Source organism: Mesorhizobium sp. B2-1-3A (assembly GCF_006442655.1).
Classification (GTDB): Bacteria; Pseudomonadota; Alphaproteobacteria; order Rhizobiales; family Rhizobiaceae; genus Mesorhizobium.
In genome coordinates this window covers 28,085-48,905 of the sequence record NZ_VFWK01000002.1, presented here as the reverse complement: position 1 = coordinate 48,905, position 20,821 = coordinate 28,085, and the positions used below count along the sequence as shown (strand labels likewise).

The following is a 20,821-nucleotide window of genomic DNA, read 5'->3' as shown; positions in this document are numbered from 1 at the left end:
CTTTCCTTCGCTTCGCCGCCGGTGTTTAGTCCGGCCATGGCCTTCACCATCCGACAGTTGCAGTTCTTCATCGCCGTCGCCGAGCAAGGCACGGTTTCGGGCGCGGCGCAGAACCTCTCCATCTCGCAATCCTCGGTCACCGAAGCGATCAAGGAACTCGAAAGCGATCTCGGCGTCGAGCTGTTCGAGCGCCATCCGCGTGGCCTCAACATCACCCACAAGGGCCATCAGTTCCTGCGTCATGCGACCAAGATCCTCGCCGACGTGTCCGATGCGCGCCGCTCTTTCTCCGGCGAGCAGGCTGTGGCGGGCGGGCGGCTGCAGCTCGGCGTCACCTCGCTGGTCGCCGGCTATGTGCTGTCGGATCTGCTCGCCCGCTATCGCCGCGCCTATCCGGGTGTCGAGGTCTCGGCCATCGAGGACAATGGCGACTACCTCGAACATCTGCTGATCGGCGGCAAGCTCGACATCGCCGTCATGGTCACTTCCAATTTGCGCGATCGCACGGCGCTGCAGTCCGAAATCCTTGAGGTCTCGGCCTACCGCCTGTGGCTGCCGCTCGGCCATCCGCTCGCCGGCGCCGACATCATCGGCATTGGCGACATCGCCGGCGAACCGCTGATCATGCTCACCGTCGACGAGATCGAGGAGAACACCGGCAAGCTGCTGACGGCGATCGGCGCCAAGCCGCATGTCGCCTTCCGCACCCGCTCGGTCGAGGCAGTGCGCAGTCTGGTTGCCACCGGGGCCGGCGTGGCGCTGCTGCCCGATCTTGTCTACCGGCCATGGTCGCTGGAAGGCGACCGCATCGAATCGCGCGATATTTCGGGCTCCTTGCCGGTGGTGCAGGTCGGCATGGTCTGGCGGCGCGGCTCCGGCCTGCCGCAGGCGGCACGGGACTTCGTCGGCCTTGCCCAGTCGCAGCGCACGGTCCGCCAACGCCCCTGATTGAAGCGTGTCAATCTATCGGAAAAACCGATATCGCCTTTCTGATAAATGAATTTGCGAAACCGGAATTTTCCAAGCACCTTCCGTACCAGGGACCAAAGCCGCCACCAGAGCGACATCAAGTCCATAGGACGAACCGACAGTTTTTCAGTCCGCGCTTGATCTGGCGAAAACCGAAGCGGTTTCGGGATCAGGCGCCAAAATGGGAGATCGATGATGAATTCATTCCTGAAGTCATGCACTGCGCTGACGGTCGCGCTGACCTTCTCTGGTCAGGCCATCGCCCAGGTCAAGGAACTCGGCAAGGGCGAAGGCCAGGTCAACATCGTTGCCTGGCCGGGCTATATCGAGCGCGGCGAGACCGACAAGGGCTATGATTGGGTCACCGCCTTCGAGAAGGAGAGTGGCTGCAAGGTCAACGTCAAGACCGCCAACACGTCCGACGAGATGGTCTCGCTGATGAACGAAGGCGGCTTCGACCTCGTCACGGCTTCAGGCGATGCCTCGCTGCGTCTGGTCGCCGGCAAGCGCGTGCAACCGATCAACACCGATCTCATCCCGAGCTGGAAGGCGGTCGACGATCGCCTCAAGGACGCGCCCTGGTTCACCGTCGACAAGGTGCATTACGGCGTTCCCTATCAGTGGGGCCCCAACATCCTGATGTACAACACCGAGGTGTTCAAGGAAGCGCCCAAGAGCTGGAACGTCGTCTTCGAAGAGATGAAGCTGCCGGACGGCAAGTCCAACAAGGGGCGCGTCCAGGCCTATGACGGACCGATCCATATCGCGGACGCCGCCAACTATCTGATGTTCCACAAGCCGGAACTCGGCATCAAGGACCCCTACGAGCTCAACGAAGACCAGTACAAGGCCGCCCTCGATCTGCTGCGCGTCCAGCGCACGCTGGTCGGCCGCTACTGGCATGATGCCGCCATCCAGGTCGACGATTTCCAGAATGAAGGCGTCGTGGCATCCGGTTCGTGGCCGTATCAGGTCAACACGCTGGTCGCCGCCAAGAAGCCGGTCGCCTCGACCGTGCCGGAAGAAGGCGTCACCGGCTGGGCAGACACCACCATGATGGAAGCCGACGCGGCTCATCCGAACTGCGCTTATATGTGGCTTGAGCATTCGCTGTCGCCGAAGGTGCAGGGCGATGTTTCGGCCTGGTTCGGTTCGCTGCCGGTCGTGCCTGCCGCCTGCAAGGGCAATGAATTGCTCGGCGAGGAAGGCTGCAAGACCAACGGCTACGACAATTTCGACAAGATCAAGTTCTGGAAGACGCCGGTCTCGAAATGCGTCACCCAGAACGACCAGTGCGTGCCTTACTACCGCTGGGTGTCGGACTATATCGGCGTCATCGGCGGACGGTGATTTCGCTTACCCTCCCCCTTGTGGGGAGGGGCGATGCGCAACGTCGGGGTGGGGGGCAGCGCGGACGTTCGTGCCGGATCACCCCCACCCGCGGCTTCGCCGCGACCTCCCCCATCGAGGGGGAGGTAAAGTGGCGCGCGAATTTGCCATCCAAGCCATGATTTGCAGGCGAAGATGGTTCAATAGAACAAAACCGGCAACAGACTGACAGCCCATGACCTCTGCCGTCTCCTTCCAGAAAGTTTCGCGCCATTTCGGCAGCGTTCGCGCTGTCGACGCGGTCGATCTCGACATAACGCCGGGCGAGTTCTTCGCCATGCTTGGCCCGTCGGGTTCGGGCAAGACGACATGCCTGCGCCTGATCGCCGGTTTCGAACAGCCGACCGCCGGCTCGATCTCGATCTTCGGCGAGCGCGCCGAGGGTGTTCCGCCCTACCGCCGCAACGTCAACACCGTCTTCCAGGACTACGCGCTGTTCCCGCACCTCAATGTGCTGGACAACGTCGCCTATGGGCTGATGGTCAAGGGCGTCGGCAAGGCCGAGCGCCACAAGGCGGCCGAGGAAGCGCTGTCGCTGGTGCGGCTTCCGGGCTACGGCGCCCGCCGGCCCGGCCAGCTTTCCGGCGGCCAGCGCCAGCGCGTCGCGCTGGCCCGCGCGCTGGTCAACCAGCCCAAGGTGCTGCTGCTCGATGAGCCGCTCGGCGCGCTCGACCTCAAGCTGCGCGAGAACATGCAGGAAGAGCTGAAATCGCTGCAGAAGGCGCTCGGCATCACCTTCGTCTTCGTCACCCACGACCAGGGCGAGGCGCTGTCGATGGCGGACCGCGTTGCCGTCTTCAACGACGGCAGGATCATGCAGATCGGCACGCCGGAGGACATTTATCAGCGGCCGAGAACCCGTTTCGTCGCCGATTTCGTCGGCTCCTCCAACGTGCTGCCACCGGACTTCGTCCAGCGCTATTCCGGCCAGCATCGCTGGGGCAGCCTGCGACCCGAATCCATTCGCGTCGGCCGCGCCGCAAGCGGCGAAGGCGTTGCCGCCCGCCTCGTCTCGACCAACTATCTCGGCGCCACCACCAGGCTGGCGCTCGATGCCGACGGATTGAAGTTGCATGCCGTCGTGCCGGCCGGCACTGCCCTGCCGGCGGAAGGCGAGGCGGTGGTGCTCACCTTCAACCGCGAACACCTGCATCTGATGGACGAGCCGGCATGAGCGTCGACGCCACCATGCCGCGCGCCACGGCTCCCGCGATCCTGCCCGGCAGCGGCGGCATGCGCGGTGCGCTGTCGGACCTGTTCTGGCGCCGGCCGCAAATGCTTCTGCTCCTCATGCTGCTGCCGCCGGTGCTGTGGCTCGGCATCGTCTATATCGGCTCGCTCTTCGCGCTCTTGGCACAGAGCTTTTTCTCCATCGACGAGTACTCCGGCCTCATCAACCGCCAGTTCACGTTGAAGACCTATGGCGACCTGTTCCAGGCCGCCAATCTCGACATCATCCTGCGCACGGTGACCATGGCGGCACTCGTCACGCTGGCCTCGGCCATCGTCGCCTTTCCGATCGCCTACTATGCGGCGCGCTATGCACGCGGCCGCTGGAAAGCGCTGTTCTATCTCGGCGTCATGCTGCCGCTGTGGTCGAGCTACCTGGTCAAGATCTACGCGTGGAAGCTGATCCTGGCCAAGGAAGGCATTTTGACCTGGCTGCTCGCCAAGCTGCATCTGCTGTGGCTGCTCGATGCCTGGCTGTCGCTGCCGGTCGTCGGCGGCAACTCGCTGTCGGTGTCGTTCACCGGCACCTTCATCGTCTTCGTTTATGTCTGGCTGCCCTTCATGATCCTGCCGGTTCAGGCGGCACTCGAGCGCGTGCCCGGCAATCTGGTCGAGGCCTCGTCCGATCTCGGGGCCTCGCCGGGGCAGACCTTCCGCAATGTTTTGTTCCCGCTGGCGCTGCCCGGCATCGTCGCCGGCTCGATCTTCACCTTCTCGCTGACGCTGGGCGATTACATCATCCCGCAGATCATCGGCACCTCGCGCCTGTTCATCGGCCAGGCCGTGTATTCGCAGCAAGGCACGGCCGGCAACATCCCGCTCGCCGCCGCCTTCACCGTGGTGCCCATCGTCATCATGGGCTTCTACCTCTGGGGCGCCAAGCGCATGGGGGCTTTCGATGCGCTCTGACCGTGGTCAATCCGCTCCGCTCGGCCTGAAGATCGCTGCAGCCTGCGGTCTGCTCTTCCTGCATTTGCCGATCCTGCTGATCTTCGTCTACGCCTTCACCACCGAGGAGAAGAGCTTCGTCTGGCCGCCGCCTGGGCTGACCACGCAGTGGTTCGCCGTCACCTGGAACCGGCCTGACGTCTGGGAGGCGCTGTCGCTGTCGGTACGCGTCGCCGCCATCTCGACAGCGATCGCACTTGTGCTCGGCACGCTGTGTGCCGCCGCGGTGTCGCGCACGAGATTCTTCGGCCGCGAAACCATTTCGCTTTTGGTCATCCTGCCGATCGCGCTGCCCGGCATCATCACCGGCATCGCGCTGCGCTCGGCCTTTGCGCTGGCCGACATTCCCTTCTCGTTCTGGACGATCGTGCTCGGCCACGCCACCTTCTGCGTCGTCGTGGTCTACAACAACGCTGTCGCCCGCTTCCGCCGCACCTCCGGCTCGATGATCGAGGCCTCGATGGATCTCGGCGCCGATGGTTTCCAGACCTTCCGCCATGTCGTGCTGCCCAACATCGCCACCGCGCTGCTTGCCGGCGGCATGCTGGCCTTCGCGCTGTCCTTCGATGAGGTCATCGTCACCACCTTCACCGCCGGCCAGCAGCAGACCGTGCCGATCTGGATGTTGGAGGAACTGATCCGTCCGCGCCAGCGTCCGGTCACCAATGTCGTGGCCATGGTCGTCGTGCTCGTGACGCTGTTGCCCATCCTGTTTGCCTACTACCTGACCCGCGACGGTGATCAGATCGCCGGTTCGGGCAAATGAGAACAGTGAGTAGTGAGTAGGGAAATCCACAGCCGGAGCCTGCTCATCACTGACTACCAACTACTCACTATTCACTACTCACTTCTGTTCAAGGAGAAACCCAATGGACACCCAGATGCTGATCGGCTCGAAGTTCGAGAAGGGCGCCGAGACCGAGGAGCCGATCCTCAATCCGAAGACAGGGGCGACCATTCTCAACCTGCCCGAGGCCAGCCAGGCGCAGATCGAGGCGGCGGTCAGTGCCGCCGAACAAGCGTTCGTCTTGTGGTCGCGCACCACGCCGGCGCAACGCTCCGGTTATCTGCTGAGGATCGCAGACCGCATCGAGGCCGAGGCCAAGGAGTTCGCCACGCTCGAGGCGCTGAATTGCGGCAAGCCGATCAATGCCGTGCTCAATGACGAGATCCCGGCGATCGTCGACTGCTACCGCTTCTTTGCCGGCGCGGTGCGTTCGATGCCGGGCGTTGTCGCCGGCGAATATCTGCCTGGCCACACCTCGATGGTCCGGCGCGACCCGATCGGCATCGTCGCCTCCATCGCGCCCTGGAATTACCCGCTGATGATGATGGCCTGGAAACTGGCGCCGGCGATCGCCGGCGGTAACACGGTCGTCTTCAAGCCCTCCGAACAGACACCACTCACGGCGCTGAAGCTGGCGAAAATCCTGGCCGAGATCCTGCCCGAAGGTGTCGTCAATGTCGTGCTCGGCCGTGGCGACAGCGTCGGCAACACGCTGATCAACCACCCCAAGGTCAACATGATCTCGATCACCGGTGACGTCGCCACCGGCAGGAAGGTGCTGCAGGCCGCCGCCAAGTCGGTCAAGCGCACGCATCTCGAGCTTGGCGGCAAGGCGCCGGTCATCGTCTTCGACGACGCCGATCTTGGCGCCGTGGTCAATGGCTTGCGTGCCTTCGGCTATTACAATGCCGGCCAGGATTGCACCGCCGCCTGCCGCATCTATGCCGGCAAGAAGATCTACGAGAAGCTTGTCGCCGATCTGTCCTCGGCGGTGTCGACCATCAAGTACAATTTGCCCGACGATACCCAGAACGAGATCGGGCCGCTGATCTCGCGCCGTCAGCGCGATCGCGTGTCGAGCTTCGTCGAGCGCGCCTCGGAGCTGAAGCACATCGAGATCACCACCGGCGGCAAGCCGGGCGAGGGCAGCGGTTTCTACTATCAGCCGACCGTCGTCGCCGGCGCGCTGCAGGAAGACGAGATCGTGCGCCGCGAAGTCTTCGGCCCGGTCGTCTCGGTCACCCGGTTCTCGGAAGTCGACGAGGCGGTGAACTGGGCCAATGACAGCGACTACGGCCTGGCCTCGTCGGTGTGGACGAAGGATGTCTCGCGCGCCATGGCGACGGCCGCCCGCCTGCAATATGGCTGCACGTGGATCAACACCCACTTCATGCTGACCAACGAGATGCCGCATGGCGGCCTCAAGCAGTCCGGCTACGGCAAGGACATGTCGCTCTATGCGCTGGAAGACTACACCGCCGTGCGCCATGTGATGGTGGCACACGGGTGAGAAGCGGTCCGCGTAGCGGACGAAAAGCGAATTGCTTGGCTTTTCGAGCTTCGAACGCCCTGAGCCTGCGAAGGGCCGGGAGGCGGCCATTTTCCCTTCTCCCCTTGTGGGAGAAGGTGGATCGGCGCGCAGCGCCGAGCCGGATGAGGGGTGTTCCAGCTTGGCGCCAGCTTACCCCTCACCCGGATTGCCAACCGATTTGTGAAGGACAAATCGGGGCAATCCGACCTCTCCCACAAGGGGAGAGGTAAGACCGCTGCGCAGCCGCTACTCGACAATACGATAGATGTTCCACAGGCTGGTGCCTGACACGACATAGGGCTCCATCTCCTTGCCCCATTTGGCGTGTGCGTCGATCTTGCCGATCTTGGCGAAAAACGCCTCCAGCTGGGCCAGGCTCTCGACCTGGTGATGAGATTCGACCGTCGCCTCCCGCGCACCGATCGAGCCGGTCATGATCTGGAACTGGAGGTCGGCGAGACCGACCTGTGAGCCAATCTCGCGTTCCCATTTCTTCAGTAATTCGAGCACGGTCTGCTTGTGGCCGAATTTGGCGTCGATCTGCCATCTGGCGCTGAACATGGCGGCCTCACTCGTCCCAGGCCTGCACGACCGTCTGCCGTGCGATCTGCCCGTTCTTCAGTTCCAGCATCGCCGCGGCGAACACTTTTGTGCCGTCCGGATAGGCGCAGGCCTGGGTGAAGGCGAGGCTGTTGCCGTCGGCGATCGTTGTATCGACTTTGTGGGTCATTGCCCGGCTGCAGATATCGTCCCAGAAGGTGGTGATCGCCGCGCGCCCACGGATTTCGCGCGGTTTGCTCGGCGGGTTGTTGCGGTCGATCACCCGCACCAGCGCATCATCGGCATAGAAGCTCGACAGCATCTTGCCGTCACGGGTTTCGATCGCCTTCTTGATGGCCGCGCCATCCACGGCTTGGGTCTTGGTCAGCATTTTATCCTCCTTGGCCCGTCTTCACGATCGGGCGGTTGACGTTCGCAAGGCTGCCCGGCGCTTATCGGCGGGCAGCGTCTTTCACTGCGACTTCGCCTTGACGGCAGCGAAGACGTCGTCGGTCTGCTTCTTGAAAGTGGCGAGATCGACCTGGCTGCCATTGAGCATCGTCGACCAATGGCGAACGATCGCCGCCATGGCGATCGCTTCCTTGATCTCCTCGTCGCTCGCGCCGTTGAGCTTGGCCGCCTCGGTGTGGAAATAGATGCAGTACTGGCAGGGGATCTGCGAGGCCACCGCAAGGCCCATCAGCTCCTTGGTCTTGCCGTCGAGCGCGGTCTTGGGGTTGAGCTGCACCCCCTTGATCTCGGCCCAGGCGCCGGCGACCGCGACGTCAGGCAGTGTCTTGAACATGTCCGGCACCGAGCCGAGCGTCGCCTGGATGTCCTTGTAGGCGGCTGTCGCCGATGCATCCTCGGCCTTTGCGGGAGCGATCGCGGACAGCGCGCCAATGCCTGCCGCGATCACAAATGATCTGACATTCAGTTTTGACTTGAGCATTTCATCCTCCGTTCGCAGCGCCTTCCCGGCGGCATCCGCCCGGCCTGCATGGGGGAAATTGATACGCCTGCATCGGCATGCCCGCTTCGCCCGAAAGCGCCATGGCCCTCATGGCCCGTCCGGGCCAGTGTGCCTGACGGAAAATGCCGCCGCCGCGGCTCGCGATGGCAGGTCGAGTTTCAGCAATATGTTGGCGACGTGGCGCTTGACCGTGTGCTCGCTCAGCCTGAGTTCGGCCGCGATCGCGGCATTGCTCTTGCCGTCGGCAATCAAATTCACCACCTCGCTCTCGCGCGCCGTCAGGCAGGCCGGCTCGGTCGCCTTGGCCTTTGGGCGGCAAGCCGGTTCCAGATGCTGTTCTGACATCGCCAGGACAAGCGCCAGCGGCTCGTCCAGTTCGTCGATGCCGATGCGGCCGGCGTCGGTGAAATGGAGCCCTGACCCGGCGGCCAGGTCGGCGACAAGCCGCGACGCCAATATGTCGCCGCGCCCGGCATGCGTGGCGAGGTGCATCGTCACGCGGCCCGTCAATCCGGTCGGTGGCCCGCGCAACTCGATCTCGCCGACATGCGCCCCTTGGGCGCTCGCCACGCCGATCTGCTGCGCCGCCTCGCGCAACGACGCCGCGCAACGCAAGGCGCGCCCTGGCCCATCGAAGCGCGAAATCATCGTTTCGCCATGCATGTCCACGCAGCGCCCGCCATGGCGCCCGACAAGCGTCCGCCAGGTTTCCTGGAAACGCTCACAGCGTTCGCTCCACATCCGGTCGCCAAGCCGCGCGGTGTCGTAGATGCGTGTCACAAGAAGCGCGGCCAGAACGCGTTCGGCTTCCGCCACGGCGCACGCGCCGGTCAGGAACTCCTCGATCAGGTCGGCCACCCGGTCGACATCGCCGGTCCAGATCGGATGGTCGCGTCCCGGGATTTCGGCCAACCGCGCATTCGGGATCTTCCTGGCCAGGAAGCGGCTGGCGTCGGGATCGACCCGGGCATCGTTGCGGCGATGGATCAGCAGCGTTGGCGCGCTGATTGCCGCCAGCACGCCGCGCACGTCGATCTCCGCGTTCATCCGCGCCAGTGCCGCAGCTGCTGTCGGGCTCGCCGACAAGCGCTCGAAGCGCGCCCACCAGGTTGAAAAACGGGTGTCATCCACCCGTCCCGGCGCGAAACTGGGCAAGGTGGCGCCGGTGCCCCAGGCCGTTTCGGCCGTTGCGATGAAGGCATCGAGGCGTTCGGGCGGCATCACCCATTTGTGGAAATGCGCATAGCCGCCATAGAGCGCCAGCGCCCGCGTCCGTTCCGGATAGGTGGCGGCGAACAGCATTGCCATCGGCGCGCCTTCGGAAGCGCCAAGCAGTGCCGCCCGGCCGCTGCCGGCCGCGTCCATCACCGCGCGCACATCATCCATGCGTATCTCAAGGCTGGGCAAGTGATGAACATCGACACGATCGGAAAGACCCGTGCCGCGCTTGTCGAACAGGATCAGCCGCGAGAATGCCGACAGCCGCCTCAAGAGCCTGGTATAGCCCTCGTCTTCCCAATGCAGGTCGAGATTGGAAATGAAGCCCGGCACGAAAACGAGATCAAGTGATCCCTGGCCGACCACCTGATAGGCGATCCGCACCTCGCCACTGAGGGCATATCGGGTCTCGATCGGCCTCACGAGTTCTTCCGCCCGGCCTGACGATTTCTGATCGTCAAACATAGCAGAGCCGCATCGATAGCGGCAGCTCAAACTTTAGCGAAAGGAAATATAAGTCCGTGCGGTCCGGAGGCTACTTTTGCGAGGCAGCAACGTCGGCTGGGGAGGGTTTCAGTCCGAGCTTGAGATCGGCATCGGCCGGCGAGATCGGGCGCTTGATCCTGGCGGATGCGGCCACGACGAGTTCGTCGAAGCCTTCGCCGCTGTCCAGCAACTCGAAGAACTGCCGCCGCATCCTGGGCTCCCAGAACTTGTTGATATGCTCGGCGACGCCCGCAACGCCTTCCTCGCGCGGCCTCGAATGAAAAAAGGTCGCGATCTGGTTGGCCATGCGCACCAGCTTTTCGCTCGTGCTCGTGATGTGGTCTTCGTCATGCGACATGCTGGGCGGCTCCATAGATCACCCGGTCGGGGTGGGTGAAAACATCGAAATCGTCGCCGCGCACCAGCGCCACCAACGTCATGCCCGCCTCCTGCGCGGTGCGGATGGCAAGCGCGGTCGGAGCCGAGACGGCAATGATGAAGCCCGAGCCGATCGCCGCCGTCTTCTGCACCATCTCGACCGAGACGCGCGACGTCACCACCACGGCGCCCGACGTGCCGTCGATGCCGGCTTTGGCCAACGCACCGGCCAGCTTGTCCAGCGCATTGTGGCGGCCGACATCCTCGCGTGCCATCACGACGCCCTTGCCCGGGATGTAGAAGCCGGCGGCATGCACGGCTCCGGTTTCCGTGTGCAGCGGCTGCACCTTCGACAACAGCTTGACGGAGCGCACGATGTCGTCGGCATCAAGAGTAAGTTTTGACGCACCAACGGCATCAACCGATCGCATTGCTTCCTCGATGGATTCAATGCCGCACAAACCGCAGCCGACCGGCCCGGCAAGCCTGCGGCGCCGCGCCTCGAAGCGCGTATTGGCGAGGTCTTTCAGCCGGATCTGGATGTCGATGCCGGCGCCATGATCCTCGACCTCGATCGCTTCGATCTCTTCAGGGGAGGCAATGATGCCTTCGGTCAGCGAGAAGCCAAGCGCGAAATCCTCGAAGTCCGCCGGGCTTGCCATCATCACCGCATGCGTGGTGCCGGCGAAGGAGAATGCCACCGGCGTCTCCTCCGGCACCATGCGGTTGGCCGCAGCCGTGCCACTGGCGCGATGCGCCAGCCGCGATATCTCAGTCGTTGCTTTGCGGCGCGCGGCCAAGGTTACTCCGCCGCTTGCAGCGAGGCGATGCGGCGGCTGTTTTTTGCCTGTTCATCGTACTCGCGTTGCCATTCCGACGGCCCGTTGGAGGCGCCGACCTGCACCGCCGTCACCTTGTATTCCGGACAGTTGGTCGCCCAGTCGGAGAAGTCGGTGGTGATGACGTTGGCCTGCGTGTCGGGATGGTGGAACGTCGTGTAGACCACGCCCGGCGACACCCGGTCGGTGATCAGCGCACGCAGCGTCGTTTCGCCGGAGCGGCTGGTCAGCCGCACCCAGTCGCCATCGCGCAGGCCGCGGTTCTCGGCATCGTGCGGATGGATCTCCAGCCGGTCTTCCGAGTGCCACATGACGTTGTCGGTGCGCCGCGTCTGCGCGCCGACATTGTACTGGCTGAGGATGCGGCCGGTGGTCAAAAGCAGCGGGAAGCGCGGGCCGGTTCTCTCGTCCGTCGCCACATATTCGGTGCGGATGAACTTGCCCTTGCCGCGCACGAAGCTGTCGACATGCATGATCGGCGTGCCGAGCGGAGCCTTCTCGTTGCAGGGCCATTGCACCGACCCGACACGGTCGAGCAACTCGAAGGAGACGCCGGCGAAGCTTGGCGTCGTCTTGGCGATCTCGTCCATGATCTCGGAGGGGTGCTGGTAGTTCCAGTCGAGCCCGATCGCGCGGGCGAGCTCCTGCGTTGCTTCCCAGTCGGCGTAGCGTGCCTTCGGCTCCAGCACCTTGCGCACCATGTTGATGCGGCGCTCGGCATTGGTGAAGGTTCCGTCCTTCTCCAGGAAGGTCGAGCCCGGCAGGAAGACATGCGCGTAGTTTGCCGTCTCGTTCAGGAACAGGTCGTGCACGACCACGCATTCCATCGCCGCAAGGCCGGCGGCGACATGCTTGGTGTCTGGATCGGACTGCAGGATGTCCTCGCCCTGGATGTAGATGCCCTTGAACGAGCCGTCGACGGCGGCATCCAGCATGTTGGGGATGCGCAGGCCAGGTTCGTCGTCGAGCTTCACACCCCAAAGGCTTTCATAGATGTCGCGCACGGCTTCGCCGGAGATATGGCGATAGCCCGGCAGTTCGTGCGGGAAGGAGCCCATGTCGCACGAGCCCTGCACGTTGTTCTGGCCGCGCAGCGGGTTCACCCCAACGCCTGGGCGGCCAATATTGCCTGTCGCCATCGCAAGGTTGGCGATCGCCATGACGGTGGTCGAGCCCTGGCTGTGCTCGGTGACGCCGAGGCCGTAGTAGATCGCGCCATTGCCGCCCTTGGCGTAGAGCCGGGCAGCGCCACGGATCAACTCGGGATCGACGCCGGAAAGCTTACCGACGGTTTCCGGGCTGTTTTCCGGCAATGCGACGAACGACGCCCAGTCCTGGAACTCCGTCCAGTCGCAGCGTTCGCGGATGAAGGCTTCGTTGAAAAGACCTTCGGTGACGATGACATGGGCCAGCGCCGTCAGCACCGCGACATTGGTGCCGGGCTTCAGCGGCAGATGATAATCCGCCTCGATATGTGCCGATTTCACCATTTCGGTGCGACGCGGATCGAGCACGATCAGCTTGGCGCCCTGGCGCAGGCGCTTCTTCAGCCGCGAGGCGAAGACCGGATGGGCGGAAGCCGGATTGGCGCCGATGATGACGGCGACGTCGGTGAACTCGACGGAATCGAAATCCTGCGTGCCGGCCGAGGTGCCATAGGTCTGGCCGAGCCCATAGCCGGTCGGCGAATGGCAGACGCGCGCGCAGGTGTCGACATTGTTGTTGCGGAAGCCCTGCCGGACCATCTTCTGCACGAGATAGGTCTCTTCGTTCGTGCAGCGCGACGAGGTGATACCGCCGATCGCGGTGCGTCCATACTGGTACTGGATCCGGCGGAATTCCTTGGCCGTATGGGCGATCGCCTCTTCCCAGCTCACTTCACGCCAGGGATCGCTGACCTTTTCCCGGATCATCGGCGACAGGATGCGGTCCTTGTGGGTGGCGTAGCCATAGGCGAAACGGCCCTTCACGCAGGAATGACCATGGTTCGCCTTGCCATCCTTGTAGGGCATCATGCGGATGACTTCGTCGCCCTTCACCTCGGCCTTGAACGAGCAGCCGACGCCGCAATAGGCGCAGGTGGTGACGGCGGAGCGCTCGGGCATGCCTTTCTCGAGCACTGTCTTCTCGCGCAGCGCATCGGTCGGGCAGGCCTGCACGCAGGCGCCGCAGGACACGCATTCGGAGGCGATGAAGTCCTCGTGCATGCCGGCAACCATGCGCGACTCGAAACCGCGGCCCTCGATAGTCAGCGCGAAGGTGCCTTGCACCTCCTCGCAGGCGCGCACGCAGCGCGAGCAGACGATGCACTGCGCCGGATCATAGGTGAAATAGGGGTTGGATTCGTCGCGGGCGATGTAATCGACCGCCAGCGAACCATGGCCGGGCGCCACGCCGTCTTCCTGCTTGACGTGGTTGCGGCCCTCGATGCCGTAGCGGTTCTCTGTCAGGCCGACCGACTTCGCCACCGCGTCGAACTCGCTGGCGCCGGTTCCGGCCTTCTCGTTCCAGCCGGTCGGATGGTCGGAGACATAGAGTTCCATGACGCCGCGGCGGATCGCGTCGAGCCGGTCGGACTGCGTGCGCACCACCATGCCTTCGCCGACCGGTGTCGTGCAGGACGCCGGAGTGCCGCCGCGCCCTTCGATCTCGACCAGGCAGACACGGCAGGAGCCGAACGAGTCCAGCATGTCGGTGGCGCAGAGCTTCGGGATCTCAACCCCGCCTTCCATCGCCGCCCGCATGATCGAGGTGCCTTCCGGCACGCTGATGCTGCGGCCGTCCACGATCAGCGTGACCTGCTTTTGCGCCTTCGATTCCGGGGTCCCGTAGTCGAGTTCTTCGATGAGTGTCGGGAAGTCGGCCTTGATGTTCATCTGCCAGCTCCTATTCAGCAGCCACGCGCGCAGGCGCGGGCTTGAAATCCTCGGGGAAATGGGTGATCGAGCTCATCACCGGGTAGGGCGTGAAACCACCCAGCGCGCAGAGCGATCCGAACTTCATCGTGTTGCAGAGATCGGTGACCAGAGCGAGGTTCTTTTCCGGCTCGATGCCGGCGGCGAGCCTGTCGATGGTCTCCACCCCACGCGTGGAGCCGATGCGGCAGGGCGTGCACTTGCCGCAGCTTTCGATAGCGCAGAACTCCATGGCGAAGCGCGCCTGCTTCAGCATGTCGGCCGTATCGTCGAACACGGTGATACCGGCATGTCCGATCAGCCCGTCCTTGGCGGCAAAGGCTTCGTAGTCGAAGGCGGTGTCGAACAGCGAGCGCGGGAAATAGGCGCCGAGCGGGCCGCCGACCTGCACCGCCTTCACCGGCCGGCCAGTGGCGGTGCCGCCGCCGATATCGTCGACGATCTCGCCCAGCGTCAGGCCGAAGGCCGTCTCGAACAGGCCGCCATGCTTGACGTTGCCGGCGATCTGGATCGGGATCGTGCCGCGCGAGCGGCCCATGCCGAAATCCTTGTAGAAGGCCGCACCCTTGTCCATGATGATAGGGACGGAAGCCAGCGAGATGACATTGTTGATCACCGTCGGCTTGCCGAACAGGCCCTGGATCGCCGGCAGCGGCGGCTTGGCGCGCACGACGCCGCGCTTGCCTTCGAGGCTGTTGAGCAGCGAGGTTTCCTCGCCGCAGACATAGGCGCCGGCGCCGACGCGGATTTCCATGTCGAAGGCGTTGGGCGAACCCAGCACGTTGACGCCGAGCACGCCTGCCTTGCGGGCGATCTCGACGGCCTTGTTCATCGTCGCCACCGCATGCGGATATTCCGAGCGGATATAGACGAAACCCTTGGTCGCGCCGGTCGCGACACCGGCGATCGTCATGCCTTCGATCAGCACGAAGGGATCGCCCTCCATGATCATGCGGTCGGCGAAGGTGGCGCTGTCGCCTTCATCGGCGTTGCAGACGATGTATTTTTGGTCACCCGCCGTATCCAGCACCGTCTTCCATTTGATGCCGGTCGGGAAACCCGCGCCGCCACGGCCGCGCAGGCCCGATTCAGTAACCTGCTTGACGACATCGGCGGGCGCCATGGCCACCGCGTTCTGCAGGCCTTTCAGCCCGCCGAGCGACTTGTAGGCGTCGAGCGACAGCGGATCGTTGATGCCGCAGCGCGCAAACGTCAGCCTGGTCTGTTTGGCCAGGAAGGGGATCTTGTCCGGCGCGCCCAGCCAGCGCTTGTGATGGCCGCCGGTGAGGAAGCCGCTATCGAACAGGCTCTTGACGTCCGACGGTTTGACCGGCCCGTAGGCGACACGGCCGTTGGCGGTCGCCACCTCGACCATAGGCTCGAGGAAATAGGCGCCGCGCGACCCGTTGCGCACGATCTTGGCCTCGATGCCACGCTCGGCGAGTTCAGCGCGAATGGCGTTGGCGACCTTTTCCGCACCGAGCGCCAGCGCGCCGGAATCGCCGGGAATGTAGATGCGGGGGATCATGAGCGCACCTCGGCAACGATCTCGTCGATCTTGTCGTCATCGAGCCGCCCGATCACCTCGCCGTCCAGCATTGCCGACGGCGAACAGGCGCAAAGCCCGAGGCAATACACCGGCTCGAGCGTGACCGATCCATCGCGGGTGGTCTCATGGAAATCGATGCCGAGCAGCTGCTTGACCCTGGCGGCCACGGCATCCGAACCCATCGACTGGCAGGCTTCCGCCTGGCACAGCTTGAGCACGTGGCGGCCTGCCGGCCGCGCACGGAAGTCATGATAGAAGGTCACGACGCCGTGCACCTCGGCCCTGGACAGGTTCAGTTCATCGGCGATGACGGGCACGGCGTCCTGCGGCACATGCCCGAACTCTTCCTGGATGCCGTGGAGGATCGGCAGCAGCGGGCCTTCGAGGCCTTTCAGCTCGTGGATGATCGCGGCCGTGCGCGATACGATCTCGGTACTTGCAGGCTGCATCGTCATGCAGCGCCCTCCCTGGTCGGTAGCGTTCTAGCGCTAAGTCGTTACAAAAACAGAGGAAACCCGCGAAATCAATAAAGCTGATCCGTCGCTTGATAGAAATCTTCTATCAATCACGTTCAGCCCCTTGTCTCTAACCTAGCGATGGGCGCGGAAATCGTCTGCCAGCGCCATTGCCTCGTCCAGCAGCGCCTGCACCAGCGGCGTGTGCGGTTCGCGCGGCGCGGCCACCAGGCCGACCGTGTGGCTGGCATCCGGCTCGACGATCGGAATGGCCCGGATCGGTTCCGAAAAGCCGAATGTTTCCGCGAGGTTGAGCGGCATGATCGACGACCATTTGCCAGTGCGGATATGCGAGAACAGCACGATCATCGAGTTGGATTCGAGCGTCGGCCGCACCTGCACGCCGGCCTCGGCCAGATGCTGGTCGATGAGGCGGCGGTTCTGCATGTCGGGCGTCAGGAGGCACAGCGGCAACTGGCTGATCTCGGCCCATGACACTTTGTCGCGATCCGAATAAGGATTGCCTATGGCTGTGATCAATTGATAGCGCTCGTCGTAGAGCGGCACGCTGGTCACCCGTCCAAGCGGCTCGTTGTCGAGATAGGTGATGCCGGCGTCGATGTCGAAATTGCCGAGCAACGACAGCACCTCGATCGATGTGCGCGACAGCACCGAGAAGGTGACGCCCGGGTGCTTTTCGCGAAACGGCGTCGTCAGCCGCGCCACCATGGCCAACGCAGTCGGAATGGCGGCAATGCGGATGCGGCCGGAAAGGCCGTGGCGCGCCGCCCGCATCTCCTCGCGCATGGTCCTCGAATCGCCGACGATGCGGCGCGCCCAGACCAGCACCTGCTTGCCCTCCGGCGTCAGCCCCTGGAAACGCGACCCGCGATTGACCAGCATGACACCGAGCTGCCCCTCCAGCTGTTTGATGCCGGCCGACAGGGTCGGCTGGGTCACGCCGCATGCTTCCGCCGCCCGGCCGAAATGCTCTTCCTTGGCCAGCGCGATGAAGAATTCGAGTTTGTCGATCATGCCATCCTTCCGGTCGTCACGCACAGGCTCGGGGAAATTGTCCTTTGCCGCAAGCGGTATGCGCAATCGTTCCGCATCCACATCTTTCAGCCGGCTTACTGTTTCCCGCAGCATCGCGCGGCGTTATGTCAATGAAACGGTCGTGGACCGGGCGCGAGGGGAGACTGACATGCTGGGCTGGTTCCGCAAGCTGCTGCCACGCGAAGATCGTTTCTTCGACCTGTTCGAGCGGCATTCCCGCACGGTGGTCGGCGGCGCGGAGGCGCTGCAGCAGCTTCTCCAAGGCAAGGACATCGATCGCTGGTGCCAGAAGATCGTCGATCTCGAGGACGAGGCCGATCACGTCACCGCGGAAGTCCTGCTGGCCGTACGACGCTCCTTCATCACCCCTTTCGATCGCGGCGACATCAAGGATCTGATCCAGTCGATGGATGATGCCATCGACATGATGCACAAGACCGTCAAGACGGTAAGACTGTTCGAGAAGCGGGAGTTCGATCCGCTGATGCAGGAAATGGGCGCCGTCATCGTCGACGCCGCGCGGCTGGTCGCGGAGGCGATCCCGCTGCTCGCCAAGGTCGGTGCCAACAGCGCACGCCTCAACGCCCTCGCCGAGGAAGTCATGCGCGCCGAGGGCCGGGCCGACGATTTGCATGAGCAGGGCCTGAAGGATCTGTTCAGGCGCCACGGCCGCGGTGACGCGATGGCCTACCTGATCGGCTCGGAAATCTATGGTCAGCTGGAGAAGGTGGTCGATCGCTTCGAGGACGTCGCCAACGAGATCAGCGGCATCGTCATCGAGAACGTCTAGGCGATGGACGTCGCGATCGCCTTCCCCCTGCTGGCCGGCCTTGTCGCCGTCGCGCTGTTCTTTGATTTTCTCAACGGCCTGCACGATGCGGCCAATTCCATCGCCACAATCGTCTCCACACGCGTGCTCAGGCCGCAATATGCGGTGCTGTGGGCAGCCTTCTTCAATTTCATCGCCTTCATGTTCTTCGGCCTGCATGTCGCCGAGACCGTGGGGAAAGGCATTGTCGACGTCGGCATCGTCACGCCGGCGGTGATCTTCTCGGCTCTCGTCGGCGCCATTGTCTGGAACATCGTCACCTGGATTGCCGGCATCCCTTCGAGCAGTTCGCACGCGCTGATCGGCGGGCTGGTCGGCGCTGGCGTCGCCAAGGCGGGCATCGGTGCCATCGTCTGGTCGGGACTTGGCAAGACGGTCGCCGCGATCGTGCTGTCGCCGGCGACCGGTTTCATCCTGGCGCTTGTCCTGATCCTGGTGGTTTCGTGGTTGTTCGTGCGCCAGACGCCGTTCGCCGTCGACAGCACCTTTCGCGTCCTGCAGTTCTTTTCCGCCTCGCTCTATTCGCTCGGGCATGGCGGCAACGATGCGCAGAAGACCATGGGCATCATCGCAGTGCTGCTCTATTCGCAAGGCATGCTCGGCGAGAAATTCTACGTGCCGCTCTGGGTTGTCCTCACCTGTCAGTCGGCACTGGCGCTCGGCACGCTGTTCGGCGGCTGGCGGATCGTCCACACGATGGGTTCGAAGATCACCCGGCTCAATCCGATGCAGGGCTTCTGCGCCGAAACCGGCGGCGCCATCACGCTGTTCGCCGCCACCTGGCTCGGCGTTCCCGTATCGACCACGCATACGATCACCGGTGCCATCATCGGCGTCGGTGCCGCCCGCCGCGTCTCGGCGGTGCGCTGGGGCATCGCCGGCAACATCGTCATCGCCTGGATCATAACCTTGCCGGCGACGGCGGCGATTTCGGCTCTCACCTATCTCGCCGTCAACCTGGCGGGTTGACCGCGGGCATCGTGGCGCTTGGAGTCGGCTTCAATCTGCACTATCTGAGCGGCAGCCCAACGCCAGGATAAAATCATGTCCGTCACCAAGGAAATCGTCACCGAGCGTCTGAAGACGGTCAATGGGCCGGATTTCACCGGCAATATCGTCGACCTCGGCATGGTTTCGGAGATTTTCATCGCCGATTCGAAAGTGTTCTTCTCGATCACTGTTCCAGCCGCCAGGGCGCAGGAGATGGAGCCGCTGCGCGCCGCCGCCGAACGTGTCGTCAAGGCAATTCCAGGTGTTGCCGGCGCCGTTGTCGCATTGACCGCGGAAAAGAAGGGCGGCGGCATGGAGGCACCGGTTCCGGCGCGCACCGCGCCCAGGCCGGCACCGTCTGCTCCGCCCGCCGCTGCCGCATCGCGTGCTGCTCCGCATGCCCCTGCTTCGCACAGCCAGGGCAAGCGCGGCGTGCCCGGTATCGAGGCGATCATCGCGGTTGCCTCGGGCAAGGGCGGCGTCGGCAAATCGACCACCGCCGTCAACCTGGCGCTTGGCCTTGCCGCCAATGGCTTGCGGGTCGGCGTGCTCGATGCGGACATCTACGGCCCGTCCATGCCCAAGCTGCTCGATATCCATGGCCGGCCGCAGACGGTTGACGGCAAGATCCTGAAGCCGATGGAGAATTACGGCCTCAAGGTGATGTCGATGGGCTTCCTTGTCGATGAGGAAACGCCAATGATCTGGCGCGGGCCCATGGTGATGTCGGCACTGACACAGATGCTGCGCGAGGTCGAATGGGGCAGGCTCGACGTGCTCGTGGTCGACATGCCGCCCGGCACCGGCGATGCGCAATTGACCATGGCGCAGCAGGTGCCGCTGGCCGGCGCCGTCATCGTCTCGACGCCGCAGGACCTGGCCCTCATCGACGCCCGCAAGGGGCTGAACATGTTCAAGAAGGTCGACGTGCCGCTGCTCGGCATCGTCGAGAACATGAGCTATTTCATCGCGCCGGACACCGGCAAGCGCTACGACATTTTCGGCCATGGCGGCGCACGCCGCGAGGCCGAACGCCTCGGCGTCACCTTCCTCGGCGAAGTGCCGCTGGAAATGGGCATCCGCGAAAGCTCGGATGCCGGTACGCCGGTGGTCGTCTCGGATCCTGACGGCGCCGCTGCGAAAACCTATCGCGACATCGCCGCCAAGGTCTGGGACAGGGTCAATGAAGAACGCGGCGCGGCCGAAGCGGCGGTGCCGAGCATCGTCTTCGAGTGACCTCCCGGGCGGAAGGTCAGCCGCCGACCTTCTCACCAAATGTCGAAAAGAACTGCCCGGCCAGCTTTTTCGATGTCGATTCGATCAGCCGGCTGCCAAGTTGGGCGATCTTGCCGCCGACTTCGGCCTTGGCGGCATATTTGAGCACCGTGGCATTCGGTCCGTCCGCCGTCAGCGTCACGTCGGCGCCGCCCTTGGCGAAGCCGGCGATGCCGCCCTTGCCTTCGCCCTGGATCGTGTAGGAATGCGGTGGCTTGAGGTTCTTCAGCGTCACCTCGCCGTTGAAGGTCGCCTTGATCGGTCCGATCTTCAGCACGACCGTCGCCGCCATCTCGGTGTCCGACGTCTTCTCCAGGCTCTGGCAACCGGGAATGCTCTCCTTCAGCACCGCCGGGTCGTTCAGAGCTTCCCATACTTTCTGGACGGGCGCCGTGATGCGTTCCTCGCCTTCGATCACCAAAGCCATCAAGACCTCCCGTGCAACTGATGTCGATTGGTCCTAG

The 20,821-nt window shown here is 63.9% G+C and carries 20 protein-coding genes; 9 read left to right on the top strand and 11 right to left on the bottom strand.

The window, feature by feature from the left end; genetic code table 11:
- Positions 1-36 precede the first annotated feature (36 nt).
- From FJ977_RS06830 to FJ977_RS06805, 6 genes are all read left to right on the top strand, one after another.
- On the top strand, positions 37-948 hold the full coding sequence (locus FJ977_RS06830) for a LysR substrate-binding domain-containing protein (protein WP_056569659.1): 912 nt from the start codon (positions 37-39) through the stop codon (positions 946-948).
- A gap of 216 nt (positions 949-1,164) precedes the next feature.
- A complete protein-coding gene (locus FJ977_RS06825; protein WP_056570411.1) occupies positions 1,165-2,319 on the top strand; it encodes an ABC transporter substrate-binding protein in 1,155 nt (384 codons plus the stop codon).
- A 214-nt stretch (positions 2,320-2,533) separates the two neighbouring features.
- Positions 2,534-3,532 carry an ABC transporter ATP-binding protein gene (locus tag FJ977_RS06820; protein ID WP_140769849.1) on the top strand — a complete coding sequence of 333 codons (999 nt, stop codon included), beginning with the start codon at positions 2,534-2,536 and terminating at the stop codon, positions 3,530-3,532.
- Between the two features lie 14 nt (positions 3,533-3,546).
- Positions 3,547-4,497, top strand: a complete 951-nt coding sequence (locus tag FJ977_RS06815) for an ABC transporter permease (protein ID WP_210243836.1) — start codon at positions 3,547-3,549, stop codon at positions 4,495-4,497.
- Positions 4,487-5,302, top strand: a complete 816-nt coding sequence (locus tag FJ977_RS06810) for an ABC transporter permease (protein WP_056569667.1) — start codon at positions 4,487-4,489, stop codon at positions 5,300-5,302. The genes FJ977_RS06815 and FJ977_RS06810 overlap by 11 nt, the downstream gene beginning before the upstream one ends.
- Before the next feature lie 103 nt (positions 5,303-5,405).
- The gene (locus FJ977_RS06805; RefSeq protein ID WP_140769845.1) at positions 5,406-6,833 is read left to right on the top strand and encodes a gamma-aminobutyraldehyde dehydrogenase; all 1,428 of its coding nucleotides are present in this window, start codon (positions 5,406-5,408) and stop codon (positions 6,831-6,833) included.
- A 267-nt stretch (positions 6,834-7,100) separates the two neighbouring features.
- Here FJ977_RS06805 and FJ977_RS06800 read toward each other — a convergent pair whose 3' ends face one another.
- The 10 genes from FJ977_RS06800 to FJ977_RS06755 all read right to left on the bottom strand — a co-directional run bounded on the left by FJ977_RS06800 (position 7,101) and on the right by FJ977_RS06755 (position 17,242).
- Positions 7,101-7,415: a hypothetical protein gene (locus FJ977_RS06800; RefSeq protein ID WP_023775764.1), complete on the bottom strand. Its 315-nt coding sequence runs from the start codon at positions 7,413-7,415 to the stop codon at positions 7,101-7,103.
- 7 nt (positions 7,416-7,422) lie between these two features.
- Positions 7,423-7,785 carry a nuclear transport factor 2 family protein gene (locus FJ977_RS06795; RefSeq protein WP_056570412.1) on the bottom strand — a complete coding sequence of 121 codons (363 nt, stop codon included), beginning with the start codon at positions 7,783-7,785 and terminating at the stop codon, positions 7,423-7,425.
- Between the two features lie 81 nt (positions 7,786-7,866).
- On the bottom strand, positions 7,867-8,346 hold the full coding sequence (locus FJ977_RS06790) for a carboxymuconolactone decarboxylase family protein (RefSeq protein ID WP_140769843.1): 480 nt from the start codon (positions 8,344-8,346) through the stop codon (positions 7,867-7,869).
- Positions 8,347-8,454: 108 nt separating this feature from the next.
- Positions 8,455-10,008, bottom strand: a complete 1,554-nt coding sequence (locus FJ977_RS06785) for an alpha/beta fold hydrolase (RefSeq protein WP_140769841.1) — start codon at positions 10,006-10,008, stop codon at positions 8,455-8,457.
- Positions 10,009-10,120: 112 nt separating this feature from the next.
- Positions 10,121-10,429, bottom strand: a complete 309-nt coding sequence (locus FJ977_RS06780; protein WP_140769839.1) for a formate dehydrogenase subunit delta — start codon at positions 10,427-10,429, stop codon at positions 10,121-10,123.
- On the bottom strand, positions 10,419-11,249 hold the full coding sequence (gene fdhD / locus FJ977_RS06775) for a formate dehydrogenase accessory sulfurtransferase FdhD (protein WP_140769837.1): 831 nt from the start codon (positions 11,247-11,249) through the stop codon (positions 10,419-10,421). Before fdhD ends, FJ977_RS06780 begins: the two co-directional genes overlap by 11 nt.
- Before the next feature lie 2 nt (positions 11,250-11,251).
- Positions 11,252-14,164, bottom strand: a complete 2,913-nt coding sequence (fdhF, locus tag FJ977_RS06770; protein ID WP_140769835.1) for a formate dehydrogenase subunit alpha — start codon at positions 14,162-14,164, stop codon at positions 11,252-11,254.
- 10 nt (positions 14,165-14,174) lie between these two features.
- Positions 14,175-15,731, bottom strand: a complete 1,557-nt coding sequence (locus tag FJ977_RS06765) for an NADH-quinone oxidoreductase subunit NuoF (protein ID WP_140769833.1) — start codon at positions 15,729-15,731, stop codon at positions 14,175-14,177.
- The gene (locus FJ977_RS06760) at positions 15,728-16,207 is read right to left on the bottom strand and encodes a formate dehydrogenase subunit gamma (RefSeq protein ID WP_056569689.1); all 480 of its coding nucleotides are present in this window, start codon (positions 16,205-16,207) and stop codon (positions 15,728-15,730) included. The genes FJ977_RS06765 and FJ977_RS06760 overlap by 4 nt, the downstream gene beginning before the upstream one ends.
- A 135-nt stretch (positions 16,208-16,342) precedes the next feature.
- Entirely contained in the window at positions 16,343-17,242 is a 900-nt protein-coding gene (locus FJ977_RS06755) for a LysR family transcriptional regulator (RefSeq protein ID WP_056569692.1), read from the bottom strand.
- A 169-nt stretch (positions 17,243-17,411) separates the two neighbouring features.
- Here FJ977_RS06755 and FJ977_RS06750 point away from each other — a divergent pair, with 169 nt between their 5' ends.
- The 3 genes from FJ977_RS06750 to FJ977_RS06740 all read left to right on the top strand — a co-directional run bounded on the left by FJ977_RS06750 (position 17,412) and on the right by FJ977_RS06740 (position 20,318).
- Entirely contained in the window at positions 17,412-18,053 is a 642-nt protein-coding gene (locus FJ977_RS06750) for a DUF47 domain-containing protein (protein WP_140769831.1), read from the top strand.
- Positions 18,054-18,056: 3 nt separating this feature from the next.
- Positions 18,057-19,061, top strand: a complete 1,005-nt coding sequence (locus FJ977_RS06745; RefSeq protein WP_140769829.1) for an inorganic phosphate transporter — start codon at positions 18,057-18,059, stop codon at positions 19,059-19,061.
- Positions 19,062-19,136: 75 nt separating this feature from the next.
- Entirely contained in the window at positions 19,137-20,318 is a 1,182-nt protein-coding gene (locus tag FJ977_RS06740) for an Mrp/NBP35 family ATP-binding protein (RefSeq protein WP_140769827.1), read from the top strand.
- Positions 20,319-20,334: 16 nt separating this feature from the next.
- Here the strand turns inward: FJ977_RS06740 and FJ977_RS06735 are convergent, their stop codons facing one another.
- Complete coding sequence (locus FJ977_RS06735) at positions 20,335-20,784, bottom strand: carbon monoxide dehydrogenase subunit G (protein WP_140769825.1); 450 nt, start codon at positions 20,782-20,784, stop codon at positions 20,335-20,337.
- Positions 20,785-20,821: the final 37 nt, after the last annotated feature.

Coding starts and splice junctions, on each gene's coding strand:
- FJ977_RS06795 (WP_056570412.1), bottom strand. CDS start 7,785: ATGCTGACCAAGACCCAAGCCGTGGATGGCGCGGCCATCAAGAAGGCG.
- FJ977_RS06810 (WP_056569667.1), top strand. CDS start 4,487: ATGCGCTCTGACCGTGGTCAATCCGCTCCGCTCGGCCTGAAGATCGCT.
- FJ977_RS06780 (WP_140769839.1), bottom strand. CDS start 10,429: ATGTCGCATGACGAAGACCACATCACGAGCACGAGCGAAAAGCTGGTG.
- FJ977_RS06820 (WP_140769849.1), top strand. CDS start 2,534: ATGACCTCTGCCGTCTCCTTCCAGAAAGTTTCGCGCCATTTCGGCAGC.
- FJ977_RS06790 (WP_140769843.1), bottom strand. CDS start 8,346: ATGCTCAAGTCAAAACTGAATGTCAGATCATTTGTGATCGCGGCAGGC.
- FJ977_RS06800 (WP_023775764.1), bottom strand. CDS start 7,415: ATGTTCAGCGCCAGATGGCAGATCGACGCCAAATTCGGCCACAAGCAG.
- FJ977_RS06735 (WP_140769825.1), bottom strand. CDS start 20,784: ATGGCTTTGGTGATCGAAGGCGAGGAACGCATCACGGCGCCCGTCCAG.
- FJ977_RS06825 (WP_056570411.1), top strand. CDS start 1,165: ATGAATTCATTCCTGAAGTCATGCACTGCGCTGACGGTCGCGCTGACC.
- FJ977_RS06815 (WP_210243836.1), top strand. CDS start 3,547: ATGCCGCGCGCCACGGCTCCCGCGATCCTGCCCGGCAGCGGCGGCATG.
- FJ977_RS06830 (WP_056569659.1), top strand. CDS start 37: ATGGCCTTCACCATCCGACAGTTGCAGTTCTTCATCGCCGTCGCCGAG.
- FJ977_RS06745 (WP_140769829.1), top strand. CDS start 18,057: ATGGACGTCGCGATCGCCTTCCCCCTGCTGGCCGGCCTTGTCGCCGTC.
- FJ977_RS06765 (WP_140769833.1), bottom strand. CDS start 15,731: ATGATCCCCCGCATCTACATTCCCGGCGATTCCGGCGCGCTGGCGCTC.
- FJ977_RS06750 (WP_140769831.1), top strand. CDS start 17,412: ATGCTGGGCTGGTTCCGCAAGCTGCTGCCACGCGAAGATCGTTTCTTC.
- FJ977_RS06755 (WP_056569692.1), bottom strand. CDS start 17,242: ATGATCGACAAACTCGAATTCTTCATCGCGCTGGCCAAGGAAGAGCAT.
- fdhF (WP_140769835.1), bottom strand. CDS start 14,164: ATGAACATCAAGGCCGACTTCCCGACACTCATCGAAGAACTCGACTAC.
- FJ977_RS06740 (WP_140769827.1), top strand. CDS start 19,137: ATGTCCGTCACCAAGGAAATCGTCACCGAGCGTCTGAAGACGGTCAAT.
- FJ977_RS06805 (WP_140769845.1), top strand. CDS start 5,406: ATGGACACCCAGATGCTGATCGGCTCGAAGTTCGAGAAGGGCGCCGAG.
- FJ977_RS06760 (WP_056569689.1), bottom strand. CDS start 16,207: ATGACGATGCAGCCTGCAAGTACCGAGATCGTATCGCGCACGGCCGCG.